We start from the raw sequence: 24,894 nt of genomic DNA, 5'->3' as shown, positions 1-24,894 counted from the left end.
TGAAAGGCGGCGCGACCGTAGTTTGGGCGGGGAGGGAGGTCAAGCAGGAGCCTGTCATGCTGAACCCTAATCCTTCGGCCGATACACCCCATCGTCCCCACGCTCGAGGTTGACGACGCCGCCCGACTTCACCTCGGCCTTGTTGCGCTCCAAAAACGCCTTGCGCCGCTGTTCGGCATGCGCGTCGTCCTCGGCAAATTTCTTGCGCCAATCCTTGACGATGGTCTTGAGCCCCAGCCCGATGAGCACGGCGACAAGAATGGTAACGAGCGTCCCGATCCCCATCTACAGCCCCAGCCGCGACCAGTTCGCGCGGTCCTCGATCCTGGCGATCACGTCGCCCACAAGATCGCTCCCCGCGGTCTGCGACGACAAGCCAAACCCCGGCAGGCTGAAGAACGGCTTTTTCGGCCCGATCAGCTTGATCTGCGCGTCCTTGCCGAAGCGCTCGCGCAACACAGTGTACATCTCGCCCAATCCGTCGACCAAGCCCATGCTCAGCCCCTGCTTGGCGGTCCAGAATTCGCCGGTGAACACCTCTTCGTCGGGCAGCGTGATCTTGCTTCCGCGCCGCGATTTCACATAGTCGATAAACACGTCATGGATCGCCAGCTCCAGGCTCTTGATCCGGTCGACATCCTGCTGCTTTTCCGGCTGGAACGGGTCGAGTGTCGACTTGTTCTTGCCCGCCACATAAACCCGCCGCTCGATCCCCAGCTTGGCAATCGCGTCAACAAACCCGAACGACGCCATGATCACACCCACCGAGCCGACGAGCGAGGAGGGGTCGGCAATGATCTCGTCACCCGCTACGGCAATGAAATAGCCACCCGATGCCGCCGCATCCTCGACGAACACCAGCACCCTCTTGTCGTTCTCATCAGCCAGTTGCCGGATCCGCTGCGCGATCAGCCGCGACTGGACCGGCGATCCCCCCGGCGAATTGACCACAACGGCCACGACCGGCGCCTTCTTCATCGCAAACGCCTTTTCCAGCATCGGCGACACCGTGGCGATATTGAGCCGCCCCTGCTTGCTCTCGGGCGAGATGGTGCCCTGCAATCGTACAACGGGAATGGTCGTCCCGCCCATTCCGATCAGCTTTTTGTACCAGGGCCGGGCTGGCGCGTCTGTGTCTGTCTTGGCAAAGGCGGTCATCTCGATCCCGATCGGTTATGCGTTCAAGCTCCCATTTAGGAACCCAATGGCCTTAGTGCCAGTCAAGAATAGTTTTCCCACGCAGGATCGCATCGACCGGCTCGGAAAATGCGTTGCCATTTTCGCCGTGCAGGACGAGCGGAGATAAAAGCCGCATGGGCGATTTCGATCCCTTGCGCCCACGGATCAGCACCCGCGTCGCTGCCGTTCCGGGACGCGGCGCGATCGGCAAGACGGCAATATCCCCCATGCGCCCATTGAACGCGGCCAGTAGCTGCGGCAATTCCTGCGTCAGATGTATGAAGATGACGATCCCCTTGGCATGCGCGCACGAAACGGCGGTCCGCACCCAGCCCGAAACCTCGCCATCGGTATGCCGCGCCATCGAGCGGCCCTCGTCGGGCGCCTTGGTGCCCACTCCAAAGAACGGTGGATTGGCGATCACCACGTCGTATTGGTCAGTTCCCAGCCCTAGGGCCTTGCGCTCGGCCCCGCTTGCCGTGACGCTCACGGTCAGGGTTCTTGCACGGTGCTCCAGCCCATTGAGCGCAATATTGGCGTCGGCGAGGGCCGCCATTTCGGGATTGGTTTCGACCAGCGTTGCATCCAGCAGATCATTGTGGGCCAGCGCGCACAGCGTCGCGACGCCGGCTCCAGCCCCAAGGTCGAGCAGTTTACCCCGGCCGGGCGGCACGCTCGCGCCGAGCAGCACCGAGTCCATCCCCGCCCGAAACCCCTTCTCGGGCTGGAAGATGGACAATTTGCCACCTAGAAACGCGTCGGGTTTGCGCTCTTGGTGTTTTACAAATTCGGGCGGCTGGTTTACCGACATGGGCGTGGTCCGATTGCGGGCTGCCGATAACCTAGAGTGCTTCCGGCAAAAGTGGAATCTGCTTTTACGGTTTGGGGCACGACCAAACAGCGACTTGCGCTCTTTTGCGGGTTTCCCGCGAAATGGCGACAAAGTCTTGAAGAGACGATCGGGCAGGGCCAGTGGCGCTGCCGGGGAGACCGAATGCCGACTGTGGTTGAAAATCTGGCGCAACGACCGGCCGAAGACGCCGCGGAGGTGATCGACCGCCTCATGGCCGCGACCGCAGATGGTATGGAAGCGGTCAACCGTCTTATCCTGTCGCGCTCGGACAGCCCCGTCGATATGGTCCCCGAAGTCGCCAACCATCTGCTCGATGCCGGTGGCAAGCGTTTGCGCCCCATGCTGACCATCGCCGCCGCCGCTCTGTTCGGCACGTCCGATGGCAATGCAGTCCGCTTCGCCGCTGCCGTCGAATTCATGCACAATGCCACCCTGCTGCACGATGATGTGGTGGACGAAAGCGACATGCGTCGTGGCCGTCCCGCCGCCCGCACCATCTGGGGCAATCAGGCCTCGGTCCTAGTCGGCGACTTCCTGCTCGGCCAGGCTTTCCTCATGATGGTTGAATCGGGCGATCTCGGCGCTTTGGAGGTCCTCTCTCGCGCCGCCGCCGTTATCGCCGAGGGCGAAGTCTTCCAGCTTGCCAAGGCCGGCGATCTCTCGACTACTGCGTCCGACTACGAAAAAATCATCCACGCCAAGACCGCTACGCTCTTTGAAGCCGCCACAGAAGTCGGCGCCATGGCCGGTGGCGCCGTGCCGTCGGCTCGCCGCGCACTGGCCGATTACGGCCGCGAGCTCGGCATGGCGTTCCAGCTGGTCGACGACGTCCTTGATTACGGTGGCGCCCGTGGCGCCTTGGGCAAGAACACCGGCGACGATCTGCGCGAAGGCAAAATGACCCTCCCCGTCATCCTGGCCATCGCCGCCTGCACCGATGCTGAAAGAAAAACCATTCAGAGCGCTCTGGGTAACCCCGACTCGGGCGAAGACGACCTCGCCGCCGTGCTCGCCATTTTCGCCCGCTACGGCACCCTTTCTGAGACAATGGCCAAAGCCGAGCGCCACGCCGAAGCCGCCCGCCGCGCCCTCGCCGAAATCCCCCCCTCCATCGAACGCGACATCCTCTTCAGCGTCCCCGAATTCTGCACCGCCCGCGCCTACTAGGGCAGGGGCCGCAGAGTACCAACGCTATCGCCACGCCCCCTCATCCGAGGGGGGTGCTGAGCTTCCCCGATCACCCTCGGCCAAAAAAACTTATCCCCGCGCGCCAAGCCGCATCCATACTGCACTCACGAACCCGCGTTGATGGACGCAAGCGCAACGAACGTTTGGGCGGGTTTGGTTCGGGTTCCTTGCGGGTCGCTGCAGGGAAGGCCTAAACGTCACAAGTGCCGGTCGTCGGTACCCATACGGCGGCTTACCGGGGAAACCCGGCGGGGAGTTTGAAGCGGTTTGACCGTGGCCAAAGCCGAAGGTCCGGTGGACCTTTGGCAGCGCCCAAACGCCCGCAGACCTATGGTCGGAGGGCCAAACCCCAGCCTTCTGAAGGGCGAGTAAGCCAAAAATCCCGAGCGCCTGGGGCGATGATCGCTTCATATAAAACAAATACAGTGCGGAGCGCTCATCGCCCCATGCCGTCTATCCGTCACCCGAGGCGATATCGCCGTCGGGCGCTTCGGCACGCCAATGGTCAGGACATGACGGGGATGGGCGAGGCGCAGCCGAGAACCCCGGCCAATTTTTTGGCCGCGCCGTCGCAGGCGCAACGGAGGGGACAGGACCGTCATCCCCGCAGTCGTGCGCGCCGTGGGACAAAACGAGAAGACAGAATAATGGACAATCCCGCCCACCCCTGATACCCGTTCACCCCGCTAGAAATCTCCAGTTTCCAAGGCCATCCGACCATGCCCGAATTGCTGCTCGAGCTCTTTTCCGAGGAAATCCCAGCGCGCCTTCAACGCCGTGCCGCCGAGGATTTGAAGAAAGCCGTCACCAATGCGCTGGTCGAAAGCGGTCTGGTCTATGAAAGCGCTGGCGCCTTTGCCACGCCCCGCCGACTGGCCCTGACCGTCACCGGTCTTCCCGCCTCATCGCCCGACAGCCGCGAAGAACGCAAGGGCCCAAAAGTGGGAGCGCCGCAGCAGGCCATCGACGGCTTCCTCCGCGCCGCCGGCCTCGATAGCATCGACGAGGCCAAGATCGAATCCGATCCCAAAAAGGGCGATTTCTACGTCGCGGTGACCGAGAAAAAAGGCGCCCCGGCCATCGAAATTCTCAAGGATATACTGCCAAAAACGGTTAAATCCTTCCCTTGGGGCAAGCCTATGCGCTGGAGCACCGGGCGGCTGGAATGGGTGCGCCCGCTGCGCGCCATCACGGCCACCTTCGGCCCCGAAGGCGAAGAGCCAGAGATTGTGCCCTTCGCCCTCGATGAGGTCGCGTCCTCAAACGTTACCTACGGCCACCGCTTCATGGCCCCCGACGCCATAAAAGTCCGCCGCTTCGACGATTACGTCCAGGCGCTCGAAAAGGCCAAGGTCGTCCTCGACATCGACCGCCGTAAGCAGATCATCAAGGCCGATGCCGAACAGCTCGCTTTTGCCCAAGGCCTCGAACTGATCACCGACGAAGGCCTCCTTGAAGAGGTCGCCGGCCTTGTCGAATGGCCGGTCGTCATGATGGGATCGTTCGACCAGAGCTTCCTCAACGTCCCGGAAGAAGCCATCATCGCCACCATCCGCGCCAACCAGAAATGCTTCTGCCTGCGCGATGCAGCGACCGGCAAGCTGGCCAACAAATTTATCCTCACGGCCAACCTCATCGCGCAAGACGATGGCAAGACCATCATCGCGGGTAATGAGCGCGTCATCCGCGCTCGCCTGTCGGACGCCAAATTTTTCTACGAATCCGATCTCGACACCCCGCTCGCCGACAATCTCCCGAGCCTTGCCAACGTCGTCTTTCACGCCAAACTCGGCACCCAGGCCGAACGGGTCGCCCGCATCGAAGCCCTCGCCGCCGAGATCGCACCGCTGGTCGGTGCCGATGTCGACGACGCCCGACGCGCGGCAAAACTCTCCAAGGCCGATCTCCCCACCGGCATGGTCGGCGAATTCCCCGAACTTCAGGGCCTGATGGGCCGCTATTACGCGCTTGCGCAGGGCGAAAAGCCCCAGGTCGCCGCCGCCATCGAAGACCACTACAAGCCCCTCGGGCCCTCTGATCGCGTTCCCACCGATCCCGTCTCGATCGCTGTCGCCCTCGCCGACAAACTCGACATTCTCACCGGCTTCTGGGCCATCGACGAAAAGCCCACCGGCTCAAAAGACCCCTACGCTTTGCGCCGCGCCGCGCTCGGCGTCATCCGTCTGATCGCCGACAACAAGCTACGGCTGCAACTCGGCCAATTCGTCACGGACAAGGACCTCCTCTCCTTCTTCCACGATCGCCTCAAGGTCTCGCTCCGCGGCGCCGGCGCCCGTCACGACCTCGTCGATGCGGTGATTTCCGAAGAGAGCGATGACATCCTTCAGATTGTCTCCCGCGTCACGGCGCTCTCGTCGCTGCTCGCCGCCGATGACGGCACCGCGCTCCTCGCCGGCTACAAGCGCGCTGCCAACATCCTCTCGGCCGAAGAGAAAAAAGACGCGACGACTTATGCCGGTGACATCGACCGCGCCAAACTCGCAACGTCGGAAGAGCAGGTCCTCTCGACCGCAATCGATCTGGCGCGCACCGATCTCGAAACCCGCCTCAAGAGTGACGACTACGCCGGCGCCGTCTCCGTCCTGGCCGGTCTGCGCACCCCCGTCGACGCATTTTTCGAAAAGGTGCTGGTCAACGATTCTGATCCCGCCATCCGAGTCAATCGCCTCAATCTTTTGGCCCGTCTGCGCGATACGATGCACAGCGTCGCCGATTTCGGTAAGGTCGCGGGCTAAATAGTCGGGCAGGGCGAACCAAACCATCGCCAGTTCGTTTCAGTTGGCTGCATATAACGGAGCGCTGCAATGAGTGTCGGTCTTCTCGCCCTTCTCGATGATGTCGCGGCGCTGGCCAAGGTCGCCGCTGCCTCGCTCGATGATATTGCCGGCCAGGCGCTCAAGGCCGGTGGCAAAGCCGCCGGCGCGATGATCGATGACGCCGCCGTCACGCCGCGTTATCTCCAGGGTTTCAAGCCAGATCGCGAACTCCCCATCGTTGGCAAGATCGCGCTTGGCTCGATCAAGAACAAGCTGATCTTCCTTCTCCCCGCCGCGCTCCTGCTTAGCGCCTTCCTGCCCTGGCTCATCAATCCTCTCCTGATGATCGGCGGCGCGTACCTCTGCTACGAAGGCGCCGAAAAGCTCTACGAAAAGCTGGCCCCCCATCAGGCGCATCACCACGAGGAAAAAGTGGCGCCCATCGCCACCAGCCCCGAAGTGCTCGAAGCCGAACGCGTCGGCGGTGCGGTCAAGACCGATTTCATTCTCTCGGCGGAAATCATGGCGATCTCACTGGCCGCTATTCCCGCCAGTTCCATCGTCAATCAGGCGCTAGTCCTGCTGGTCGTCGCCGTCGGCATGACGGTACTCGTCTATGGCGGTGTAGCGCTGATCGTCAAAGCCGACGATTTCGGCCTGCATCTGGCCCGCAACGGGCGCACCGGCTTTGGCCGCGGCATCGGTCGTGGCCTTGTCGTGGGCACGCCCTATTTCATGTCGGCCCTCTCCGTCATCGGCACCGCAGCGATGATCTGGGTCGGCGGCGGCATCATCGTCCATGGCCTCGCCGGTCTGGGCTTCGATATGCCCGAACATCTGATCGCCGACTGGTCCCACGCCGCCGAACTCGCCGTTCCGGCCATCGGCGCCATCGTCCACTGGCTCACCGAGGCCGCCCTGTTCGGCGTCGTCGGGGTCATCCTGGGCTTCATTCTCATCCCGGTCGTCGAATATATCATCGCGCCGGTCTTCGGGATGTTCTCTAAAGGAAAATCGGCGGCCTGAAGCCTACCGTTTCTTGAACGGCGCCATGCCCTCATTGGCCAGCCGGTCGGCACGTTCGTTGAGGTCGTGCCCCGCATGGCCCTTGACCCAGTGCCAGCTGATCTCATGGCGCTTGGTCGCTTCATCGAGCGCCTGCCAGAGTTCGACATTTTTGACCGGCTTTTTGGCAGCGGTCTTCCAGCCGTTCTTCTTCCAGCCGAACAGCCAGCCCTGAATGCCGTTCTTGACGTATTGGCTGTCGGTGTGAATCTCGACCTTACAGGGCCGTTTCAGCGCATTGAGCGCTTGGATGGCCGCGGTCAGTTCCATCTGATTGTTTGTCGTCGCCGCCGCGCCGCCCTTGAGCTCCTTGACCGTGCCATTGTACTCGAGCACCGCGCCCCAGCCTCCGGGCCCCGGATTGCCCGAACAGGCCCCGTCGGTGTGAATGATGATCGTATCGCTCACCGTCCGACCGAGTCTTCGAGCTGGCGCAGAACGCGTGGAATATTAAACGCGATATTTTCCTCAGCGGTCACCGCAATCTCCACATTCACCGTAAACCGCTCGGCAAATGCCGCGATCACCTCTTCCACGAGCGATTCAGGCGCCGACGCTCCCGCCGTGATGCCCAGCGAGGAAATGCCGTCGAACTGCGCCCAATCGATATCCTCGGCCCGCTGCACCAGCACCGAAACCTTGCAGCCCGCCCGCTCTCCGACTTCAACCAACCGCATCGAGTTGGACGAGTTCGGCGCCCCCACGACGATCATCGCGTCCACCTTGGGTGCCACGAACTTCACAGCCTCCTGGCGGTTGGTCGTCGCGTAGCAAATGTCTTCCTTGTGCGGCACGGAGATATTGGGGAACCGCGACTTGAGCACCAGAACGATCGCGCTTGTATCGTCTACCGAAAGCGTCGTTTGCGTCACCAGCGCCAGATTATCCGCATCGCGCGGCGCAAAAGCCTCGGCATCTTCGACCGTCTCGATCAAACTTATCCGCCCCGGCGGCAATTGCCCCATAGTGCCGATAACTTCGGGATGGCCCTTATGACCGATCAGAACGATATCGCGCCCGTCTTCCGCATGCCGTTGCGCTTCGACATGCACCTTGGTCACGAGCGGGCAGGTCGCATCGAGGAAAAACATATTGCGCGATCTGGCCTCGACCGGCACCGACTTGGCAACGCCATGGGCCGAAAAGATCACCGGCGCTTCATTGTCAGCGGGGATCTCTTCGAGTTCCTCGACAAAGATCGCGCCCTTGGCCCTCAGGCTGTCGACCACGAATTTGTTATGCACGATCTCGTGGCGCACATAGACCGGAGCGCCATACTTCTTGAGCGCCAGATCGACGATCTGGATCGCGCGGTCCACGCCGGCGCAAAATCCGCGCGGGGCACACAGAAGAATGTCGAGATGAGGCTTTTCGATCATTTCTTTCACATGCGGGCTCGACCTGCCCAAGTCAAGCCACCTTGGTGTGACGAAAAGGACGCGCCGAATGCGCGTGCTTCTGTCACTCTGACCAAACGGCGAAATGATCCGTGGGCCTGTTGCCGGAATCCCGGCACATAGGCAATATGATACCGATTCAGTTGGGATTTTTCTCTTTGGTGGCGCCTTCCCATCAAATGTTTGCAATATCGCCTGTTCATGGAAAGCCCTCCCTGAGCAAGGGACAGGCGCGCCTCTTGGTCGGTAAGGCAAAATGGCTGTTCGCCGCGGCTGAATCGGGGCTTGATGTCGTGCCGACCATCGGCATCACGCGCACCGCATGGGACGCATTGCAGGCCGAACGCAAATCGGGCACCGACAGCTTGCGCAAGGTCTGGGTGGCAACGCTCTTTAAGCTCGTAAGACCCGGCACGAAGCCGCCCGAACTCGTCGTTCGCACCTCGGCTCCTCGGCACGTCGCCGGCCTGCAGCCAGCCCGCACCGGCATTGCCGCACCCACCAACGAGTTGGAAGCGGTCGATACCGCCCGCCCGCTGGGCAAGGCCATCAATGCCGCCTTCGCCAGTTACGGCCCACCGCTCTCTGCGTGGGCAACCGAAGCCGAGCGGGATGAGCGCGACAACCAGATCGTCATCGTCCAGGCAACTGTCGACGGGCGCATCGGGCGCTTCCTGACGCGCAATACGACAACAGGTAAACTCGGCCCCGTGCCCCTGCCGGGCGAGCCGTTACGAAAGCTGCCGGCCAATACAGCCGAGCTCATCCGCATCATCGACGCTGCGTCGGGCCAGCACATGTCCTGCGTCATCGCCATTTCGGGCAACAGCGCACAATTCGTCTCCGCGCGCCCCCTGCAGGTCAGCGCCGGCGCTCAACTCGAAGCCTCGGTCGAGCGGGTCGAGTCGGGCGTTTGGACCCCAGCGGACGCCGTGCGCCGGTTCAATCCGGCCCAACTCCCGCAATTGCTGCACCCTCGCCTCACCGACCAGAACCGCGCTATACCTATCGCGTCGGGGCTGGGCGTCTCGCCGGGCGCGGCGAGCGGGGAGGTGGTCTTTACCCCCGACGACGCCGCCCGCTGCCGGGCGCGTGGTCGCCATTGCATCCTTGTCGTCATGGAGACCGGGCCCGGGGATATCGAGGGCATGAAGGCCGCGACCGGATTTGTCACCGCCCGCGGCGGCATGACAAGCCACGCGGCGGTCGTAGCTCGCATCACCGGCAAGCCCTGTGTCGCTGGCCTTCGCACCCTGCAGATCGATCCCGAAGATGGAAAATGCCGCATCGGGGAGACCACCATCTCTGCCGGCCAGCACATCACGATCGACGGTTCCGAAGGCGCTATCTATTCCGGCGCCCTGCCGCTATCGCGCCCTCATATCGGCGGCGCGTTGTCCCGCCTTCTCGATTGGGCCGACGACACCCGCACCATTGCCGTGCGCACCAATGCGGAAACCGTCGAGGCGGCCCGCACGGCACTGACCTTCGGCGCGGAAGGCATCGGACTGGCCCGGTCCGAGCACATGTTCTTTTCTGGCGATCGCATGCGCGCCCTGCGGCGGCTGATCCTCTCGGAAAACGAGGATGATCGCGCCACCGCGCTCGAAGGTCTTGTTGACTATCAGGCCGCCGACTACGCGCAATTGTTCCAGACCATGCAGAACAAGCCCGTCACGGTGCGTCTGTTCGATCCCCCTTTGCACGAATTTCTGCCCCGCAGCGAAGACGATATTGAAGACACCGCGCGCGCTCTCGGGCTCTCGGTCAAGGCGCTACGCGCCCGCCTCCAGCGTCTTGATGAAGTCAATCCCATGCTGGGCCATCGCGGCGTGCGGCTCGTCATCACTTATCCGGAAATTCTCTCCATGCAGGTCAAGGCGCTCGTCGCGGGCGTCGAAGCGGCCATGGACAATCAGGATATGCCCGTCAATCTCGAGATCATGGTGCCCTTCGTCACCTCGGCGCGCGAAGTGTCCTGGGTCAAATCCCGCGTCATGGATATCGTTGGCAACGCCCCCGTCTTCCGCCGTGGCGCAAACCTGGCCTTCGGCACGATGATCGAATTGCCGCGCGCATGCCTGCGGGCTGGGGATATCGCCAAGGAAGTCGATTTCATCTCCTTCGGCACCAACGATCTCACGCAAACCACCTACGGCATTTCCCGCGACGACGCCCCGGCGTTTCTCGCGACCTATCATCGCCGTGGTCTTTACGACGTCGATCCGTTCGTCACTATCGATCAGCGCGGCGTCGGGGAATTGATCAAGATCGCCATCGAACGGGGCAGGGCGGTCAACCCGCATCTCAAGATCGGCATCTGCGGAGAACACGCCGGCGAGACCAACTCGCTGCGCTTTTTCTCGAGCCTCGCGATCGATTATGTGAGCTGTTCACCTTATCGTGTCCCGGTCGCACGAATGGTTCTGGCGCAGTCCGATACTTAAGTTTGAGTGGAGAAATCCCCCGTCCAGCCTGGATTTTGACGCCGGGTGTTAACCATGTTGCTGGCGGAAAATCGCCTTGCTCCCGCCCGGATCTCATCTTTTCCGCGCCACCTTGCCGGTGTTTACCCCTTCCTAACCTTAATACACGATCATCGAATTTGTCGGCATTTGATCGAGTTAGTGTTGCCAGAGTGCATCGCGGCGAGATCGGCATTCGACACCGGGCCGATGAGTATTGAGGTCCGGTGCTCGGCGTAGTGCCGACGGGTCAGTGGTAAGTAGCGTAGAAAAGCGTGATAATGGCGTACAGGTTCTCCCTGGTGCGTGCCCGTTCGGCACGACCATCGAGCATGTTTGGCAAAGCCTTTGCGGCGCTGGCTCTCAGCGCAGCGGTTTACGGTTTTGCAGTTCCCGGTACGGGCGGTTTCCGCGCCGTGGACATGAGCAATGATTTGCCCCCTGTTCCGGTTGCATCGCTCAGCTTTGAAGAGGGCGCGCCGGTTATTTCCGGTACTGTCGCGTCGCTCTTTCAGACGCCGGTTTTCGCCGGACCCAACCGCACCGAAAAAACCGATCGCCGCCAGCCCGAGGTCAATCTCGCGGCCTTCTCGCAATCCTTCGATGCCATACGCATCTCGATTGCTGCCGCCCGTGAAGCCGGAACGCCCTATGGCCAGTCTGATCTCCGCGTCGCCTCTGGCGAAGAGACCGCTGAAGACGGTCCACGCATTTCAGTCGCGTCCATCGATTCCGATATCATCGACAATTCTGGCCTCGACGCCATCGGCTCGATGACCGACGGCAACGCGCTTGTACCCTCGGTCCCAGACGCGTTGGCCTATGGCCGTGCCAACACGCCCGCCACCGAATTCACGGTTGGCCACACCTATTCCGAACGTGAACAGTGGTGCCTTGCTACCGGCATCTACTTCGAAGCTCGCGGCGAAAGCTACCGCGGCCAGGTGGCGGTGGCGCAGGTCATCATGAACCGCGTCGAAGACCATCGCTATCCCGATACCATCTGCGGCGTGGTCTATCAGAACCAGCATCGCCGCAACGCCTGCCAGTTCTCCTTCGCTTGTGACGGTGTCACCAACGTGAACCGCACCTCCGAAGTTGCCGCCTGGCACCTCGCCCAGGAGATCACCCAGACGGTTCTCAACAAGGAAATCTATCTGACCGAAGTAGCGGACGCGACGCACTATCACGCCACCTATGTCCGTCCCCATTGGGCGCGCAACATGGATCGACTGTCCCAGATCGGTCTGCACATCTTCTACCGCTTCAAGCCAGGCTGGCGGTTCGGCTGATCGCTCTAATACGTGCGGTAGCACGAGGCTATCGAGCCGCTGGTAACGCATGAGCGCACGCCGCGATCGGTCACCCGGTTGAAGACCAATCCACCATTCGGGCTCTGGCCTATCGAGAAAATAGAGAACCCCGGTCCGGATGGGCCGAAGCCCCTCGAGGAATAATGGCGCGGCCGTTCCTCGGCCGTAATTCCGGGATAGCGCACATGGTTCGAGACGAGACCGTCACTCGAATACGTGCCCGTCGAGGTCGTCGCGATATTAACGGTTGTCACCGCCCCATATCCGATCTTGCGCACGACGCTCGTCGCCAGCGGCTCAAGCGAAACGGTGTCGGCATACGATACATCGTACGATCTGTCGTTGAACTTCACCAATGTCGTAAGGGGAGGTGGGGATGTGCCCAATATGCCGTCAGCCCGCGCCATGCCGGCGCCGAGCACCGCAACCAGCAGCAATGCCAACGCTACGCCCAACCGAAAACTCAAGGCAATGCTGTGGGAATTCCGTCCGGTGCGATCAGCGTTCATGGCAACTCTCCCTTGCCGTGTTAACGCTTTATCAACCTTTACTATCCGTTAAGGCAAAGATGTTTCGTGCCTAGGGTTAATAGGTAAAATGAGCCTAAAATTTTAGCGATTACAACGCGTTAGGCGTTATGCCACGGTCAGCGTCTCGAACACCGAAACGAACTGCTCATGGGCCTGCTGGGTCGGCCATGGCCGGATCAAACGGTCGAACCCGGGGAGATCGAACCCGGCTAGGGTTGGCTCGCCGAAATATTTCCGAGCCTCGTCGGCCGAAAATCCAGCCAGATTGACCGCCTCGAAAAACGCAGCTTCCTTATCGGCGCGCTTGATCAGCTTGGTCAGCGCCGAAGGCGCGATCGCCGCTAGTCCAAACCGGACATGGATCGCCCCCAGCAGCCGCGCCTCGACATCGCGATAATTGCCCCCCATCGCCGCCTTGAACGGCGAGATGATGTCGCCCATCACATATTCAGGGGAATCGTGGAGCAGGGCATAAAGCCGGCCCGCATCGCTGATTTCGGGGTCAATGGCGCAGGCGATCTCCAGCACCAGCACCGAGTGCTGCGCGACCGAATAGGCATAATCGCCACGCGTTTGCCCGTTCCACCGCGCCACACGCGCCAGCCCATGGGCGATATCGGACAATTCCACATCAAGCGGTGAGGGATCGAGCAGGTCGAGCCTCCGCCCCGATAGCATGCGCTGCCAGGCGCGTGAGTTTGCCCGTGCCATAATGCCCCTGATGCCCTTAGTCGTCCTCGGAATCGCCGCCCGGCGCTGCAAAACCGTAGCGCGCCCAATGGGGCAGGGCAAGCGAGACCGGAGCACCGTTGACGCTCGCCTCATCGACATCGCCAACCTTGTCGATCCGCACGATAGCAACGGCAGAGCCATCGACCACCGCACCAAGCGTCCCGATGCTTTTGCCGCCCACGACGATCGCATCGCCACGCCCGCCCTGGGCAATGCCTGAAACGATCACCGGCCTCCGCCGCGCCGTTCCACGATGCTGCATCCGCGACACCACTTCCTGGCCGACATAACATCCCTTCTTGAAGTCCACGCCGCCGAGGTGATCCATCCCGACATCGTGCGGAAAGACGTCCTCGGGAATAAAGTCGGGTCCCATTTCGAGAATACCCGCCGCTATCCGTATTCGAGCTTGACCGTCACCGTCGACCCAATCCTCGGCATCTCCAACAGGCGCGATCACCCGATAGCCAAGCCCTTCCGCCCGGCGGTCCTCATGCGCAACGCCGGATGCCGGCTGCGCCGTCGACCACCCTATGACATGGCTTTCGTCCAGCCGCTCGATCTCCATCTTGGCGCGCAGTCGATACATCTTCATACGCTTGAAGAAATTATCGGCGGCAGCGCTCGGCACGTCCAGCCAATAGGCCCCATCGGCCCATCCGATCAGCCCCTCGGCCAGTAATTTTCCCTGCGGTGCCAAAAGCCCACACCAGCGCGCCACCCCATCTTCGAGGACGGGCGGCGTCAAAACGTCATGCAGCAGATGCGTTGTATCCGGTCCGGAAAACCTGAACGCCACCCGGTCGGAACGTCTTTCGATGGTCATAAACAGTCCTTGCCTTGCATGGGTTTCGCCAGACATAGGTCATGACGCGCAACGATGCTAGGACCACACCGATCAGGCCAGCGCCATCAGCGACGCATTGCCCCCCGCCGCTGCCGTATTGATGCTGGTGGACACCTCATCGACCAGTAGGTCGACGGCGAACACCGCCTCGCCCCGTTCCAGCGCGCCTGGTGATGCGCCCTGAACGGTCACGATCGGCCCGTCCCAAGCGACGACACGCTGTGTCAACGCCCCGATCGCGACCGCATCGCCATCACCCATGATGGCGCGGACGTCGCCATCGCCAACCGCAGTCCGCGCGATCGTCACCCGCTGCGACACTTCCGGCGGCAAGTCCTTGAGCACCGCCGCCAAAACGGGATTGGCTTCCACCAGCACGTCATTGCCCGCGGCAAGTCCGGCAGCAATGCCATGCACCAGTCCCGCCATGGTCTGCGCCACAACCAGCACCTTTCCCTTGGGTTTGGTGCGATACGTATTGCGCTCGCCCACAGGCCCGTCGAGTTCGCTGAACGTGTTGATCGCCGGATGGGTGCCATAATGAGCGGCATGGTGGGCCAGGCTGTCATAACCCTTCGACCCTACCCAGTCAGCGAATGCCAGCAGCGTCGGGCCGGCCTGCCGCGCGGGCAAGCCCCATACAGTCTGGCTCGCCGTCGTTACCAGCCGCCGCAGATACAGCGGTCCGCCAGCCTTTGGCCCTGTGCCCGACAATCCATGTCCGCCAAATGGCTGCACGCCCACCACGGCCCCGATCTGGTTGCGATTGATGTAAACGTTCCCGACCTCGATTTTCGATGTCACCTCGGCAATCGTCGTATCGATCCGCGTGTGCAAACCGAAGGTCAGCCCGTAGCCGAGCGCGTTGATCTTCTCGATCAGCGCATCGAGCCTGTCCCGCCTGAACCGCACCACATGCAACACCGGCCCGAACACCTCGCGTCCCAGCTCCGAGATGTCATCGATCTCGATCAGCGTCGGCGCCACGAACGTCCCGTTGCTAGCCTCCGCGGGCAGGTCGATCTGGGTAACGGTGTGTCCCTTGGCCCGCATCGCTTCGATATGCCCATTTATTCCATCACGCGCCTCGGCGGTGATCACCGGTCCGATATCGGTCGCCAATCGCGCGGGATTGCCGATCGAAAGCTGCGCCATCGCACCTTTCAGCATCTCGAGCGTCCGGTCGGCCGCTTCTTCCTGCAAGCACAACAGTCTCAACGCAGAACACCGCTGCCCCGCACTGTCGAAGGCCGACGCCAGCACATCGATCACAACCTGTTCGGTCAGTGCCGAGGAATCGACCACCAGCGCGTTCTGTCCGCCGGTTTCCGCGACGAGCGGCACCGGCGCGCCATTCTCCAGCGTTCGCCCCGCCAATTGCTTCTGAATCAATCGCGCCACCTCGGTCGAACCCGTAAACATCACCCCCGATGTCGTCGGATGCGCCACCAGCGCCGCGCCGATCTTGCCGTCACCCGGCGCAAATTGAAGCACATCGGCGGGCACGCCGGCATCATGGAGCAGCTTGACGGCGAACTGCGCTATCAGAGGCGTTTCTTCCGCCGGCTTGGCAATCACCGGATTGCCGGCCACCAGAGCGGCAGCGATCTGTCCGGTAAAGATCGCCAGCGGAAAATTCCACGGCGAAATGCAGACCACCGGGCCCAACGGCACATGGGTCTTATTGCCAAATGTCTCTTCCACCTGCTGCCCGTAATAGCGCAGGAAATCTACAGCCTCGCGCACCTCGGCCACAGCATTGGCAGCCGATTTGCCCGCCTCGCGCATGGCGATCCCCATCAGGGTCTTGGTCGCCTCTTCCATGGCGTCCGCCGCGTGGTGCAGTATCGCCGCCCTCTCGGAAGGCTCGGTCTTGGCCCACGCCGTCGCGGCATCTACGGCCCGCGCCATGATGTCGGCCACCATCGCTTCCGTCGGCTCGAAAACCGTTCCGACCACATCTGAGTGGTCTGCCGGATTGCGCACCGGGCGCGCCTCGCCCATCTGCCCAGCCGTCCAGTCCACCTGCGCGCTGGCCGCAAGTTCCCCGTGCAATCCGCGCAACGCCTCCTCGTTCGACAAATCGATACCGCGAGAATTCGTCCGCCCTGCTGCCAGAATATCGCGTGGCAGATCAATCTGCTCATGCGGCGCGCCCAAAGGTGAAATTTCTCTCGCCACAGCGACCGGATCGGCGATCAGCCGTTCCACCGGAACATCTTCATCCGCGATCTGGTTGACGAAGCTCGAATTGGCCCCGTTCTCCAGCAGCCGCCGCACAAGGTAAGCCAGCAGCGTTTCATGGCTCCCCACCGGCGCATAAATCCGGCAGGGCCGATCGAGCTTGTCTTTGGGCACCACCTGCTCGTAAAGCGGCTCGCCCATGCCATGCAGGCATTGGAACTCATAATCGCCGATTTTGAATTCCGGTCCTGCCAGCGTAAAAATCGTCGCCATGGTCTGCGCGTTGTGTGTCGCAAACTGCGGGAACACCGCATCCCGCGCCGCAAGCAGCTTTTTCGCACACGCGATATAGCTCACATCCGTATGCACCTTGCGAGTGAACACGGGGAAATCGGCTAGCCCCTCGAGCTGCGCGCGCTTGATTTCGCTGTCCCAATAGGCGCCCTTGACCAGCCGCACCATGATCCGATGCCCGGTCCGCCGCGCCAAATCGATAATCCAGTCGATGACGAAAGGGCAGCGCTTGGAATAGGCCTGGATCACAAAGCCGATGCCATCCCAGCCGTCGAATGCCGGATCGGTCGCCAGTGCTTCGAGCAGGTCCAGCGACAGCTCCAGCCGATCCATTTCCTCCGCGTCGATATTGAGCCCGATGTCGTAGCCCTTGGCCAGCGTGGCGAGCTCCTTTAGCCGCGGCAGCAATTCGCCCATCACACGGCCATACTGCGCACGCGAATAGCGTGGGTGCAGCGCCGAAAGCTTGATTGAAATCCCCGGGCCGCGATAAACGCCCTTGCCCTTCGCGGCCTCGCCGATGGCATGGATCGCTCCGACATATTCGGCCATATACCGATCCGCGTCATGCGCCGTCGTCGCCGCTTCTCCGAGCATGTCGTAGGAATAGCCAAATCCCTTGGCTTCCCAGGCCCGCCCGTTCCTGAGCGCTTCCTTGATGTTCTGACCCGAGACGAATTGCTCACCCAGCATCCGCATCGCCATTTTGACGCCCGCGCGGATCACCGGCTCGCCGGACCGCGCAACGAGCCGCGACAGCGCCCGCGAAAGGCCCTTTTCGTCCACCGGTGTCACAAGGCGCCCGGTCACGACCAGCCCCCAGGTCGCGGCATTCACAAATACCGATCGATCCAGCCCCAGATGGCTCTGCCAGTTCCCCGGCGCGATCTTGTCGGCAATCAGCAAATCGCGCGTTTCGTTGTCCGGCGTGCGCAGCAGCGCTTCGGCCAGACACATCAGCGCGATGCCCTCCTGGCTCGACAGCGCGTATTCGTGGATCAGCCCATCCACCCCGCCGCCAGCACCCTTTGCGCGAATGCCCTTCACGGCTTTTTCCGCCACCGCCTTTATCGCCTTGGCTTCATCCGCCCCCACCGTCGCAGCCGCGATCAGATCCGGCACCACCTCGGTTTCCGGCAACCGATACGCCGAAGTGATCGCCTCGCGTAAAGGGCTGTCGACGGCGAGCGCGCGGTCGGAAAACCGGTCAAAAGGCTGAATGGCAGGTTTGGCAGCGGCGCTTTTGGGCATGGGGATAGTCCTCATTGTGCGCAGGCGATCCGCGCAAACCTTGATGCGCGCGATTTTCCGCAGGTTCCGCCGAATATCCATTGCTCCTTTATGGAGCGCACCCGTAGAATATCCGGAAAATACAGGAAAGTCCGCAGAAATGACTGAACTCGATCGCGTCGACCGGCGCATTCTTAACGAACTTCAGGCCGATGGCCGCATGACCAACGCTGAACTGGCCGACCGCGTCGGCCTTGCGCCCACCTCGACCAGCGAACGCCTCAAACGCCTGCAGAAGTCCGGTTACATCACGGGCTTTTCAGCCCGCATCGACCCCCATATGGTCGGTCTTGGCCTTCTGGTCTTCGTCGAAGTCTCCCTCGACAAGACCACCCCAGATGCCTTCGACAAATTCTCCCGCGCCGTTCGCCAGTCGCGCGAAGTCCTCGAATGCCACATGGTCGCCGGCGGCTTCGACTATCTCGTCAAGGCGCGGGTTACGGACATGAGTCACTATCGCACATTTCTGGGCGATGTTCTCCTCAACCTTCCCGGTGTTTCGGAAACCCGAACCTATCCGGTGATGGAAGAGGTAAAGCCCGAGGGCCCATTGCCCATTTGACCATATTGCAGCGGTCAAATTTGCCCTCTACAACTCCGAGCCATGAGTGAGATAACGCCCCCCCAGATCGGCCCGGTGATCCAGAAGGCCCGCAAAGCGCGCCATCTGACGCTGGAGCAATTGGCCAAGCTGTCGGGCGTTTCGCGCTCCATGCTGAGCCAGATCGAGCGCAGCGAGACCAATCCCACTTTCGCGGTGGTCTGGAGCCTCACCCAAGCACTCAACATCGAATTCTCCGATCTGGTCTCGGGCGATGCCGTGGCCCGAAAATCCGCGATGCTCGATGTCGTTCCCGCCGACCACGTCCCGTTCATCGCCTCTCTCGACGGCATGTGTCGGCTAAAAATCCTCTCCCCGCCCGCCCTGGCCGGCAAGACCGAATGGTATCTGGTGGAAATCGAGCCCGGCGGTGCCCTCACCAGTGCCCCCCACGCCGCCCGCACCCGCGAACATTTCACCGCCCTCACGGACGGCCTTGCCATCACCGCCGGCGATACCACCACCGCCCTCACCACCGGCGAAGTCGCCCGCTACGCCGCCGACGTCCCCCACGCCATAGCCAACACCTCCGACACCATCGCCAGTGGCTGGCTCGTCGTGCTGTTCAGCTAAGCAAAGCTCCCGCTGCGCAACCCCGCCCGGCCTCGCCGCGTTCGCATTCAACCCCATTGACTCAATTTCCGATATATCGGAAAACACCTCCAGCAAAAAGGAGTAGCCACCATGATGGACGGCTTTGCCCAGCATTTGAGCCGCACCCTCGACGACATCCGCGACGAGGGGCTCTTCAAATCCGAAATGGTCATGGGATCTGCCCAGCAGGCGGAGGTCACTGTCGGTGGCCGCACCATGGTCAACCTTTGCGCCAACAACTATCTCGGCCTCGCCAACGATCCCGAAGTTGTCGAAGCCTCTATCAAGGCGCTGGAAAAATACGGTTCCGGCATGGCCTCGGTCCGCTTCATCTGCGGCACGCATGAATTGCACAAGGAACTCGAACAGTCCGTCGCGCGCTATCTTCAAAAGGACGACGCTATCCTGTTCGGCTCCTGTTTCGATGCCAATGGCGGCATTTTCGAAACCCTGCTCGGCCCGGAAGACGCAGTAATTTCCGATACCCTCAACCACGCCTCAATCATCGATGGCGTGCGCCTGTCGAAGGCCAAGCGCTATCGCTTCCACACTTCCGACATGGACGATCTGCGCCTCCAGCTCCAGGCCGCCGAGGACGATGGCGCGCGCTTCAAGCTCATTGTCACCGACGGTGTGTTCTCGATGGACGGGTACATCGCAAAGCTTCCCGAAATCTGCGATCTCGCCGAACAGCACAAGGCCGCGATCTTGATCGACGAGTGCCACGCCACGGGCCACCTTGGCGAAAAGGGCAGGGGAACGCCCGCCCTCACCGGCGCCGGCAAGCGCGTCGACATCATCTCGGGCACCTTCGGCAAGACACTCGGCGGCGCGATGGGTGGCTTCATCGCCGGCCCACAGCCAGTGGTCGATCTTCTCCGCCAGCGCGCCCGGCCCTATCTCTTCTCCAATGCCCTCCCGCCCTCGGTTGCCGCAGGCGCCATCAAGGCCATCGAAATCGCCGAAAAGGCCGACGATCGTCGCGCCACGCTCGACAAGCACACAAAGCGCTTCCGCTCGGCCCTCACTGAGGCCGGCTTCGATCTCGTGCCGGGTGAAACTCCTATCATCCCCGTCATGCTGCACGACGCAAACAAGGCCCAGGCGATGGCCAAGGCGCTTCAGGACAAGGGCGTCCTCGTCTCCGCCTTTTCCTTCCCTGTCGTCCCCAAAGGCAAAGCCCGTATCCGCACCCAGATGTCGGCGGGCCTCTCTGACGACAACATCACCTTCGCCATCGACGCCTTCGTCAGCGCAGGCAAGGACCTTGGAGCAATTAGATGACCCGCATCATGAAAGCCCTCGTCAAAGCCAAGGCGGAGCCGGGCTTGTGGATGCAGGACGTGCCTGTGCCCGAAATCGGCCCAGACGACGTTCTCGTCAAGGTCACCAAGACCGGCATCTGCGGCACCGATTTGCACATCTATAAGTGGGATCAGTGGGCCCAGGGTGCGGTCCCTGTACCCATGACCGTGGGCCACGAATATTCCGGCACCATCGCCGAACTCGGCGCCAACGTCACCCATCTCAAACGCGGCCAGCGCGTCTCGGGCGAGGGCCATGTCATTGGCTTCAAATCCCGCGCCAGCCGGGCAGGGCGCTTCCATCTCGATCCCGAAACGCGCGGCGTCGGCGTCAATCTCCCCGGCGCGTTCGCCGAATACGTCAAAATCCCCGCCTTCAACATCGTCCCGCTCCCCGATGCGGTCGACGATGAGCTGGCCTCCATCCTCGATCCCCTCGGCAACGCCGTCCACACGGCGCTCGCCTTCGATCTCGTGGGCGAGGATGTGCTGATCACCGGCGCCGGCCCCATCGGCATCATGAGCGCCGCCGTCGCCAAACACGTCGGCGCGCGCCACGTCGTGATCACCGATCCCAACGACCACCGCTTGGAGCTGGCGAAGCTCACCGAGCCGGATGTCATCACCATCAACACGTCGGGCGACCTGCGCGCGCTAGCGCAATCTCTCGGCATGAACGAAGGCTTCGATGTCGGTTTCGAGATGAGCGGCGCTCCTTCAGCCATGGCGACGCTCACCGATCATCTTGTGATGGGCGGCAAGATCGCCATGCTCGGCTTGCCGTCAAAGCCGTTTGAATATGACTTCGCCAAGATGGTGCTGAAAATGATCACCATCAAAGGCATCTATGGCCGAGAAATGTTCGAGACCTGGCACAAGATGCTGGCCATGCTGCAATCCGGCCTCGATATCCGCCCGGTGATCACCAATCGCTTCCCCGCCGATCAGTTCGACACCGCCTTTCAGTCCGCCATCCAGGGCGGTGCGGGAAAGATCGTGCTCGACTGGCAAAAATGACCAAACGGTAAGGTGATCGCCGCAATTAATCCGTAGTGCATGGATCAAGACTGCTCCTCAACGCTTTCTCATCGATCCAGCATCGGAACCCTTGCGATGACCGCCGCCCCGCCGAAAATCCGCCGCGCCCTGATGCTGGTCAATCCCAACGCACGGCGTGGCAGCGAGGCGGTCGATCCGATCGCCAACCGCCTGCGATTTCTCGGCCTGGACGTGCTTGTCGAAAAATTCGATAGCCCCGACGAGTTGGCCGCAGATATTGCGCGCCGCCGCCACGAGGTCGATCTCGTCGTCGTCTGTGGTGGCGACGGTACCATGAACGCCGCGGCCCCTGCCATTATCGAAACCGGCCTGCCCATGGGCGTCATCCCCATGGGCACTGCCAATGATCTGGCCCGCACGCTCCACATCCCCGAAAGCTTCATCAAGGCCGCCGACATCATCGCGGCCGGCCACACCCGCAAGATCGACGTCGGCCTCGTCAATAAGCGCCCCTTCTTCAACGTCGCCAGCGTAGGGCTCTCTGCCGAACTCGCCCACAAGCTCGACAAGGGCGTCAAGCGCCGCTGGGGCAAGCTCGGCTACGCCATGACGGCCCTCAAGATCGCCTCGACGGCCCATCCGTTCAGCGCCGAAATCATCAGCTCTAGCGGTACGTCGAGGGTCAAAACCCTGCAGGTCGCCGTCGGCAATGGCCGCTACTATGGTGGTGGCACCGTGGTAGAAGCCGATGCCAAGATCGATGATGGCACGCTCGATCTCTATAGCCTCGAAGCCCGGGACGTCTGGCAACTTGTCGCTATGCTCGGCGCATTCCGTCGCGGCACCCATGGCACCTGGCGCGAAGTACGCACCGAAAAATGCACCGAGTTCGACCTGCGCACCCCCGAACCCATGGACGTCAACGTCGATGGCGACATCGTCACGAAAACGCCCGCTCATTTCGAAATCCGGCCCAAAGCTATCACGGTGTTCGTCCCCGAGCACCACGCCCAAACCGAATAGAATTGCCTTCGATGCCGGCCCCATCACTACGCGATCTCCAGGGCCCTCCGCTGAAAAATACGTGACGGAACGTTCGTCGGTCTCCCCGGGTTTTCCAGTGAACCTCAAGGAGAACTTCCATGACCTATGTTTCCGCAAAAGACGACACCCAGATCTACGTCAAGGACTGGGGCGAGGGTGAACCCGTCGTGCTGATCCACGGCTGGCCGCTCGATGCCGATATGTGGGACTATCAGTCCCTCGCACTGTCCGAGGCCGGCTACCGCGTCATTGCTTACGACCGCCGCGGCTTCGGCCGCTCCGACCAGCCGTTCGACGGCCACGAATATGATACCCTCGCTGACGATCTCAAAGCGATCATCGATGACAAAGGGCTCGATGGCGTAACGCTTGTCGGCTTTTCCATGGGCGGTGGCGAAGTCGCGCGCTACATCGGCAAATACGGGACCGCGAAGGTAAAACGCGCCGCCCTCGTGGCCTCGGTCGTGCCCTTTATGCTCCAGACATCGGATAATGAAGGAGCGGGGCAGGAGGTTTTCGACGAGATGAAAGCCGGCATCGAAAAGGACCGCGCCGCTTTCTTTGCCGATTTCGGCAAGAAGTTCTATGGCGCCAACAAACACTCTGATGCGGTGAGTGACGAGGCTCTCGACTGGACCCTCTCGATCGCGCTACTCGCCTCGATCAAGGCCACCCTCGATTGCGTCGATGCCTTCGGCGCAACCGATTTCCGGGCCGATCTCGAAAACTTCGACGTGCCCACCCTGATCATCCACGGGACAGAAGACCAGATCGTCCCCATCGACATCTCGGCCCGCAAGGCGAAAAAGCTAAAGTCCGACGCCGAGTTAAAGGAATATGAAGGCGCTCCTCACGGCTTGCATCTGACGCACAAGGACAAGCTCAACAAACACCTTCTGGCCTTCTTGAAGTCATAAACGACAAAGGCTCCGAACTTTCGGAGCCTTTTTTCTTGCTGAGTAAAACCGAGCTACTGCAGCATGCGGTCCAGTGTATATTCGCCGTTCGAGATGCGATCGGGGATGTTGCCGATCAGCTTGGCAACGGCATCCTCGCCATAATCCTTGACCAGCGTCGCGATGGCCGCAAACAGCGCGGCATGCGCCAGGGCCTCTGTGTCCACGCCATCGGTGTCCGCCGCGTTCCAGGCGTCGGCCAGATACTCAAGGGCAATCTCGCGCTCTTCCTGCTCGGCTTCGATGCCGGCGGGAGAGGTCGGGAACGGGAATGTAATGCGCGTGCTCATTCTCGCTTGGTACCACGGCTTTATGGCCGTGCTAAGAGGAAATGACCAATTGGTTAACGTAATCGATCAACTGGCGCGTTTTGGGCACATAGGGGATGCTGTGTTGCGTAACGAACGCACATTCCGAGCGCGCTGATATCGCGAAAAATCAAAGCCTTGCCTCATTTGGCGTAAGCTTTGCTCCACCGTCACCTTCGCGGTGGAAATCCTATTCCGCATACCGCTGATGAATGTCACGCGCCAGCCCTTCGCCCTCGATCAGTAGCCGGTTGATCGCCGTTTCCGCCGAAGGCGTGCATGTCCGATGGAATCGCGCATACGCCTCATACCCGGCGTTGAACGCTCCAGACAGTCTTGCGCGGCGATCGGCATCGGGTTCGTCGAGCGCAATCAGATCGGCCATCTGGCTGCGCCAGTCGGTACTGACATCGCCGCAGAGAGGCGCCAGCATATAGAGGCTGCCAAGGATTTCCGACAGGCGCTGCATGGCCTGCTGATAGGGCGGGTCGATCGCCATGGCTTGTGCCGGTGCTAGTCCGAGGACCGCCACGGCCACGATTGTTCTTAAAATTCTCATCGGCCGATCCCTGCCAGCCCTAGGCAGTCAGCGCAAGCCTCTACGATCTCGCGCAGATGCTCTGTGGTACGATAGGCCTGCACTTCCTCGATATGCACCCATTCCCAATCGGCGATCTCGGGGCTGGTGATCGGCGCGGCCATGGCGCATTCGGCGGCAAAGACGGCCAGCGTATAGGACTTGTCGCCTTCGCCGACCGTTTCGACCAGCACCTGCATCGGATCGTGAACCAAAAGGCGCGTCTCTTCGAACAACTCGCGTTTGACGCAATCGAGCGGCGTTTCACCCGGCTCCATCCTCCCACCCGGGAACGTCCACAGCCCCATGAAAGGCGCATAGTTGCGCTTTATCAGAAACACCTCATCGCCATGGAAAAGACCGATCGAGCACGCATCGGGCTTCATGGATGTCTAAC

General features: G+C 61.6%; 22 protein-coding genes and 1 pseudogene. 11 read left to right on the top strand and 12 right to left on the bottom strand.

Going from position 1 to position 24,894, the window contains the following annotated elements:
• Positions 1 to 66: 66 nt before the first annotated feature.
• From BLR31_RS05835 to BLR31_RS05825, 3 genes are read right to left on the bottom strand one after another with little or no spacing between them, the layout of a single operon-like run.
• Complete coding sequence (locus BLR31_RS05835; protein ID WP_090593295.1) at positions 67 to 285, bottom strand: hypothetical protein; 219 nt, start codon at positions 283 to 285, stop codon at positions 67 to 69.
• The gene (locus BLR31_RS05830) at positions 286 to 1,158 is read right to left on the bottom strand and encodes a S49 family peptidase (protein WP_425287217.1); all 873 of its coding nucleotides are present in this window, start codon (positions 1,156 to 1,158) and stop codon (positions 286 to 288) included.
• Positions 1,159 to 1,210: 52 nt separating this feature from the next.
• Complete coding sequence (locus BLR31_RS05825) at positions 1,211 to 1,990, bottom strand: tRNA1(Val) (adenine(37)-N6)-methyltransferase (RefSeq protein ID WP_090593292.1); 780 nt, start codon at positions 1,988 to 1,990, stop codon at positions 1,211 to 1,213.
• 252 nt (positions 1,991 to 2,242) lie between these two features.
• On the opposite strand from BLR31_RS05825, the gene BLR31_RS05820 reads away from it, so the two are divergent.
• The 3 genes from BLR31_RS05820 (at position 2,243) to BLR31_RS05810 (ending at position 7,023) form a co-directional block, all read left to right on the top strand.
• Positions 2,243 to 3,199: a polyprenyl synthetase family protein gene (locus BLR31_RS05820; protein ID WP_425287218.1), complete on the top strand. Its 957-nt coding sequence runs from the start codon at positions 2,243 to 2,245 to the stop codon at positions 3,197 to 3,199.
• A gap of 740 nt (positions 3,200 to 3,939) precedes the next feature.
• Positions 3,940 to 5,976: a glycine--tRNA ligase subunit beta gene (gene glyS / locus BLR31_RS05815; protein ID WP_090593285.1), complete on the top strand. Its 2,037-nt coding sequence runs from the start codon at positions 3,940 to 3,942 to the stop codon at positions 5,974 to 5,976.
• Positions 5,977 to 6,045: 69 nt separating this feature from the next.
• A complete protein-coding gene (locus BLR31_RS05810; protein WP_090593284.1) occupies positions 6,046 to 7,023 on the top strand; it encodes a DUF808 domain-containing protein in 978 nt (325 codons plus the stop codon).
• A gap of 3 nt (positions 7,024 to 7,026) precedes the next feature.
• Here the strand turns inward: BLR31_RS05810 and rnhA are convergent, their stop codons facing one another.
• On the bottom strand, positions 7,027 to 7,470 hold the full coding sequence (gene rnhA / locus BLR31_RS05805; RefSeq protein ID WP_090593281.1) for a ribonuclease HI: 444 nt from the start codon (positions 7,468 to 7,470) through the stop codon (positions 7,027 to 7,029).
• Positions 7,467 to 8,441: a 4-hydroxy-3-methylbut-2-enyl diphosphate reductase gene (gene ispH, locus BLR31_RS05800; protein WP_090593279.1), complete on the bottom strand. Its 975-nt coding sequence runs from the start codon at positions 8,439 to 8,441 to the stop codon at positions 7,467 to 7,469. The genes rnhA and ispH overlap by 4 nt, the downstream gene beginning before the upstream one ends.
• A gap of 257 nt (positions 8,442 to 8,698) precedes the next feature.
• Between ispH and BLR31_RS05795 the strand changes: the two genes are divergently transcribed.
• On the top strand, positions 8,699 to 10,906 hold the full coding sequence (locus tag BLR31_RS05795; RefSeq protein WP_176762533.1) for a putative PEP-binding protein: 2,208 nt from the start codon (positions 8,699 to 8,701) through the stop codon (positions 10,904 to 10,906).
• An 887-nt stretch (positions 10,907 to 11,793) separates the two neighbouring features.
• Positions 11,794 to 12,216 (top strand): annotated as a pseudogene (locus BLR31_RS21985) (cell wall hydrolase); the annotation flags it as partial.
• A gap of 5 nt (positions 12,217 to 12,221) precedes the next feature.
• On the opposite strand, the gene BLR31_RS05785 reads toward BLR31_RS21985, so the two are convergent.
• The 4 genes from BLR31_RS05785 to putA form a co-directional block, all read right to left on the bottom strand.
• Positions 12,222 to 12,746 (bottom strand): hypothetical protein, encoded by a 525-nt coding sequence (locus BLR31_RS05785; RefSeq protein ID WP_143009321.1) that lies wholly within the window; start codon positions 12,744 to 12,746, stop codon positions 12,222 to 12,224.
• 126 nt (positions 12,747 to 12,872) lie between these two features.
• On the bottom strand, positions 12,873 to 13,478 hold the full coding sequence (locus tag BLR31_RS05780) for an HD domain-containing protein (protein ID WP_090593268.1): 606 nt from the start codon (positions 13,476 to 13,478) through the stop codon (positions 12,873 to 12,875).
• A gap of 16 nt (positions 13,479 to 13,494) precedes the next feature.
• Positions 13,495 to 14,325, bottom strand: coding sequence for a CAF17-like 4Fe-4S cluster assembly/insertion protein YgfZ (gene ygfZ, locus BLR31_RS05775; RefSeq protein ID WP_176762532.1), 831 nt, complete (start codon positions 14,323 to 14,325; stop codon positions 13,495 to 13,497).
• A 72-nt stretch (positions 14,326 to 14,397) separates the two neighbouring features.
• Entirely contained in the window at positions 14,398 to 18,075 is a 3,678-nt protein-coding gene (gene putA, locus BLR31_RS05770) for a trifunctional transcriptional regulator/proline dehydrogenase/L-glutamate gamma-semialdehyde dehydrogenase (RefSeq protein WP_090593711.1), read from the bottom strand.
• Between the two features lie 139 nt (positions 18,076 to 18,214).
• Here putA and BLR31_RS05765 point away from each other — a divergent pair, with 139 nt between their 5' ends.
• From BLR31_RS05765 to BLR31_RS05740, 6 genes are all read left to right on the top strand, one after another.
• Positions 18,215 to 18,676 carry an Lrp/AsnC ligand binding domain-containing protein gene (locus BLR31_RS05765; RefSeq protein WP_090593265.1) on the top strand — a complete coding sequence of 154 codons (462 nt, stop codon included), beginning with the start codon at positions 18,215 to 18,217 and terminating at the stop codon, positions 18,674 to 18,676.
• Between the two features lie 42 nt (positions 18,677 to 18,718).
• On the top strand, positions 18,719 to 19,288 hold the full coding sequence (locus BLR31_RS05760) for a helix-turn-helix domain-containing protein (RefSeq protein WP_090593262.1): 570 nt from the start codon (positions 18,719 to 18,721) through the stop codon (positions 19,286 to 19,288).
• 111 nt (positions 19,289 to 19,399) lie between these two features.
• On the top strand, positions 19,400 to 20,593 hold the full coding sequence (locus BLR31_RS05755; protein ID WP_090593260.1) for a glycine C-acetyltransferase: 1,194 nt from the start codon (positions 19,400 to 19,402) through the stop codon (positions 20,591 to 20,593).
• Positions 20,590 to 21,630 carry an L-threonine 3-dehydrogenase gene (tdh, locus tag BLR31_RS05750; protein ID WP_090593257.1) on the top strand — a complete coding sequence of 347 codons (1,041 nt, stop codon included), beginning with the start codon at positions 20,590 to 20,592 and terminating at the stop codon, positions 21,628 to 21,630. Before BLR31_RS05755 ends, tdh begins: the two co-directional genes overlap by 4 nt.
• 96 nt (positions 21,631 to 21,726) lie before the next feature.
• Positions 21,727 to 22,635 (top strand): lipid kinase, encoded by a 909-nt coding sequence (locus BLR31_RS05745; RefSeq protein ID WP_090593254.1) that lies wholly within the window; start codon positions 21,727 to 21,729, stop codon positions 22,633 to 22,635.
• Positions 22,636 to 22,754: 119 nt separating this feature from the next.
• Entirely contained in the window at positions 22,755 to 23,573 is an 819-nt protein-coding gene (locus BLR31_RS05740; RefSeq protein WP_090593251.1) for an alpha/beta fold hydrolase, read from the top strand.
• A gap of 53 nt (positions 23,574 to 23,626) precedes the next feature.
• Here BLR31_RS05740 and BLR31_RS05735 read toward each other — a convergent pair whose 3' ends face one another.
• The 3 genes from BLR31_RS05735 to BLR31_RS05725 all read right to left on the bottom strand — a co-directional run bounded on the left by BLR31_RS05735 (position 23,627) and on the right by BLR31_RS05725 (position 24,883).
• On the bottom strand, positions 23,627 to 23,902 hold the full coding sequence (locus tag BLR31_RS05735; RefSeq protein WP_090593248.1) for a hypothetical protein: 276 nt from the start codon (positions 23,900 to 23,902) through the stop codon (positions 23,627 to 23,629).
• 208 nt (positions 23,903 to 24,110) lie between these two features.
• Positions 24,111 to 24,479 (bottom strand): TIGR02301 family protein, encoded by a 369-nt coding sequence (locus BLR31_RS05730; RefSeq protein ID WP_090593245.1) that lies wholly within the window; start codon positions 24,477 to 24,479, stop codon positions 24,111 to 24,113.
• Complete coding sequence (locus BLR31_RS05725; protein WP_090593243.1) at positions 24,476 to 24,883, bottom strand: NUDIX domain-containing protein; 408 nt, start codon at positions 24,881 to 24,883, stop codon at positions 24,476 to 24,478. Before BLR31_RS05725 ends, BLR31_RS05730 begins: the two co-directional genes overlap by 4 nt.
• Between the last annotated feature and the right edge of the window lie 11 nt (positions 24,884 to 24,894).

It is taken from the genome of Pelagibacterium luteolum (assembly GCF_900100665.1).
Classification (GTDB): domain Bacteria; phylum Pseudomonadota; class Alphaproteobacteria; order Rhizobiales; family Devosiaceae; genus Pelagibacterium; species Pelagibacterium luteolum.
This window is presented reverse-complemented; position numbering and strand designations above follow the sequence as displayed.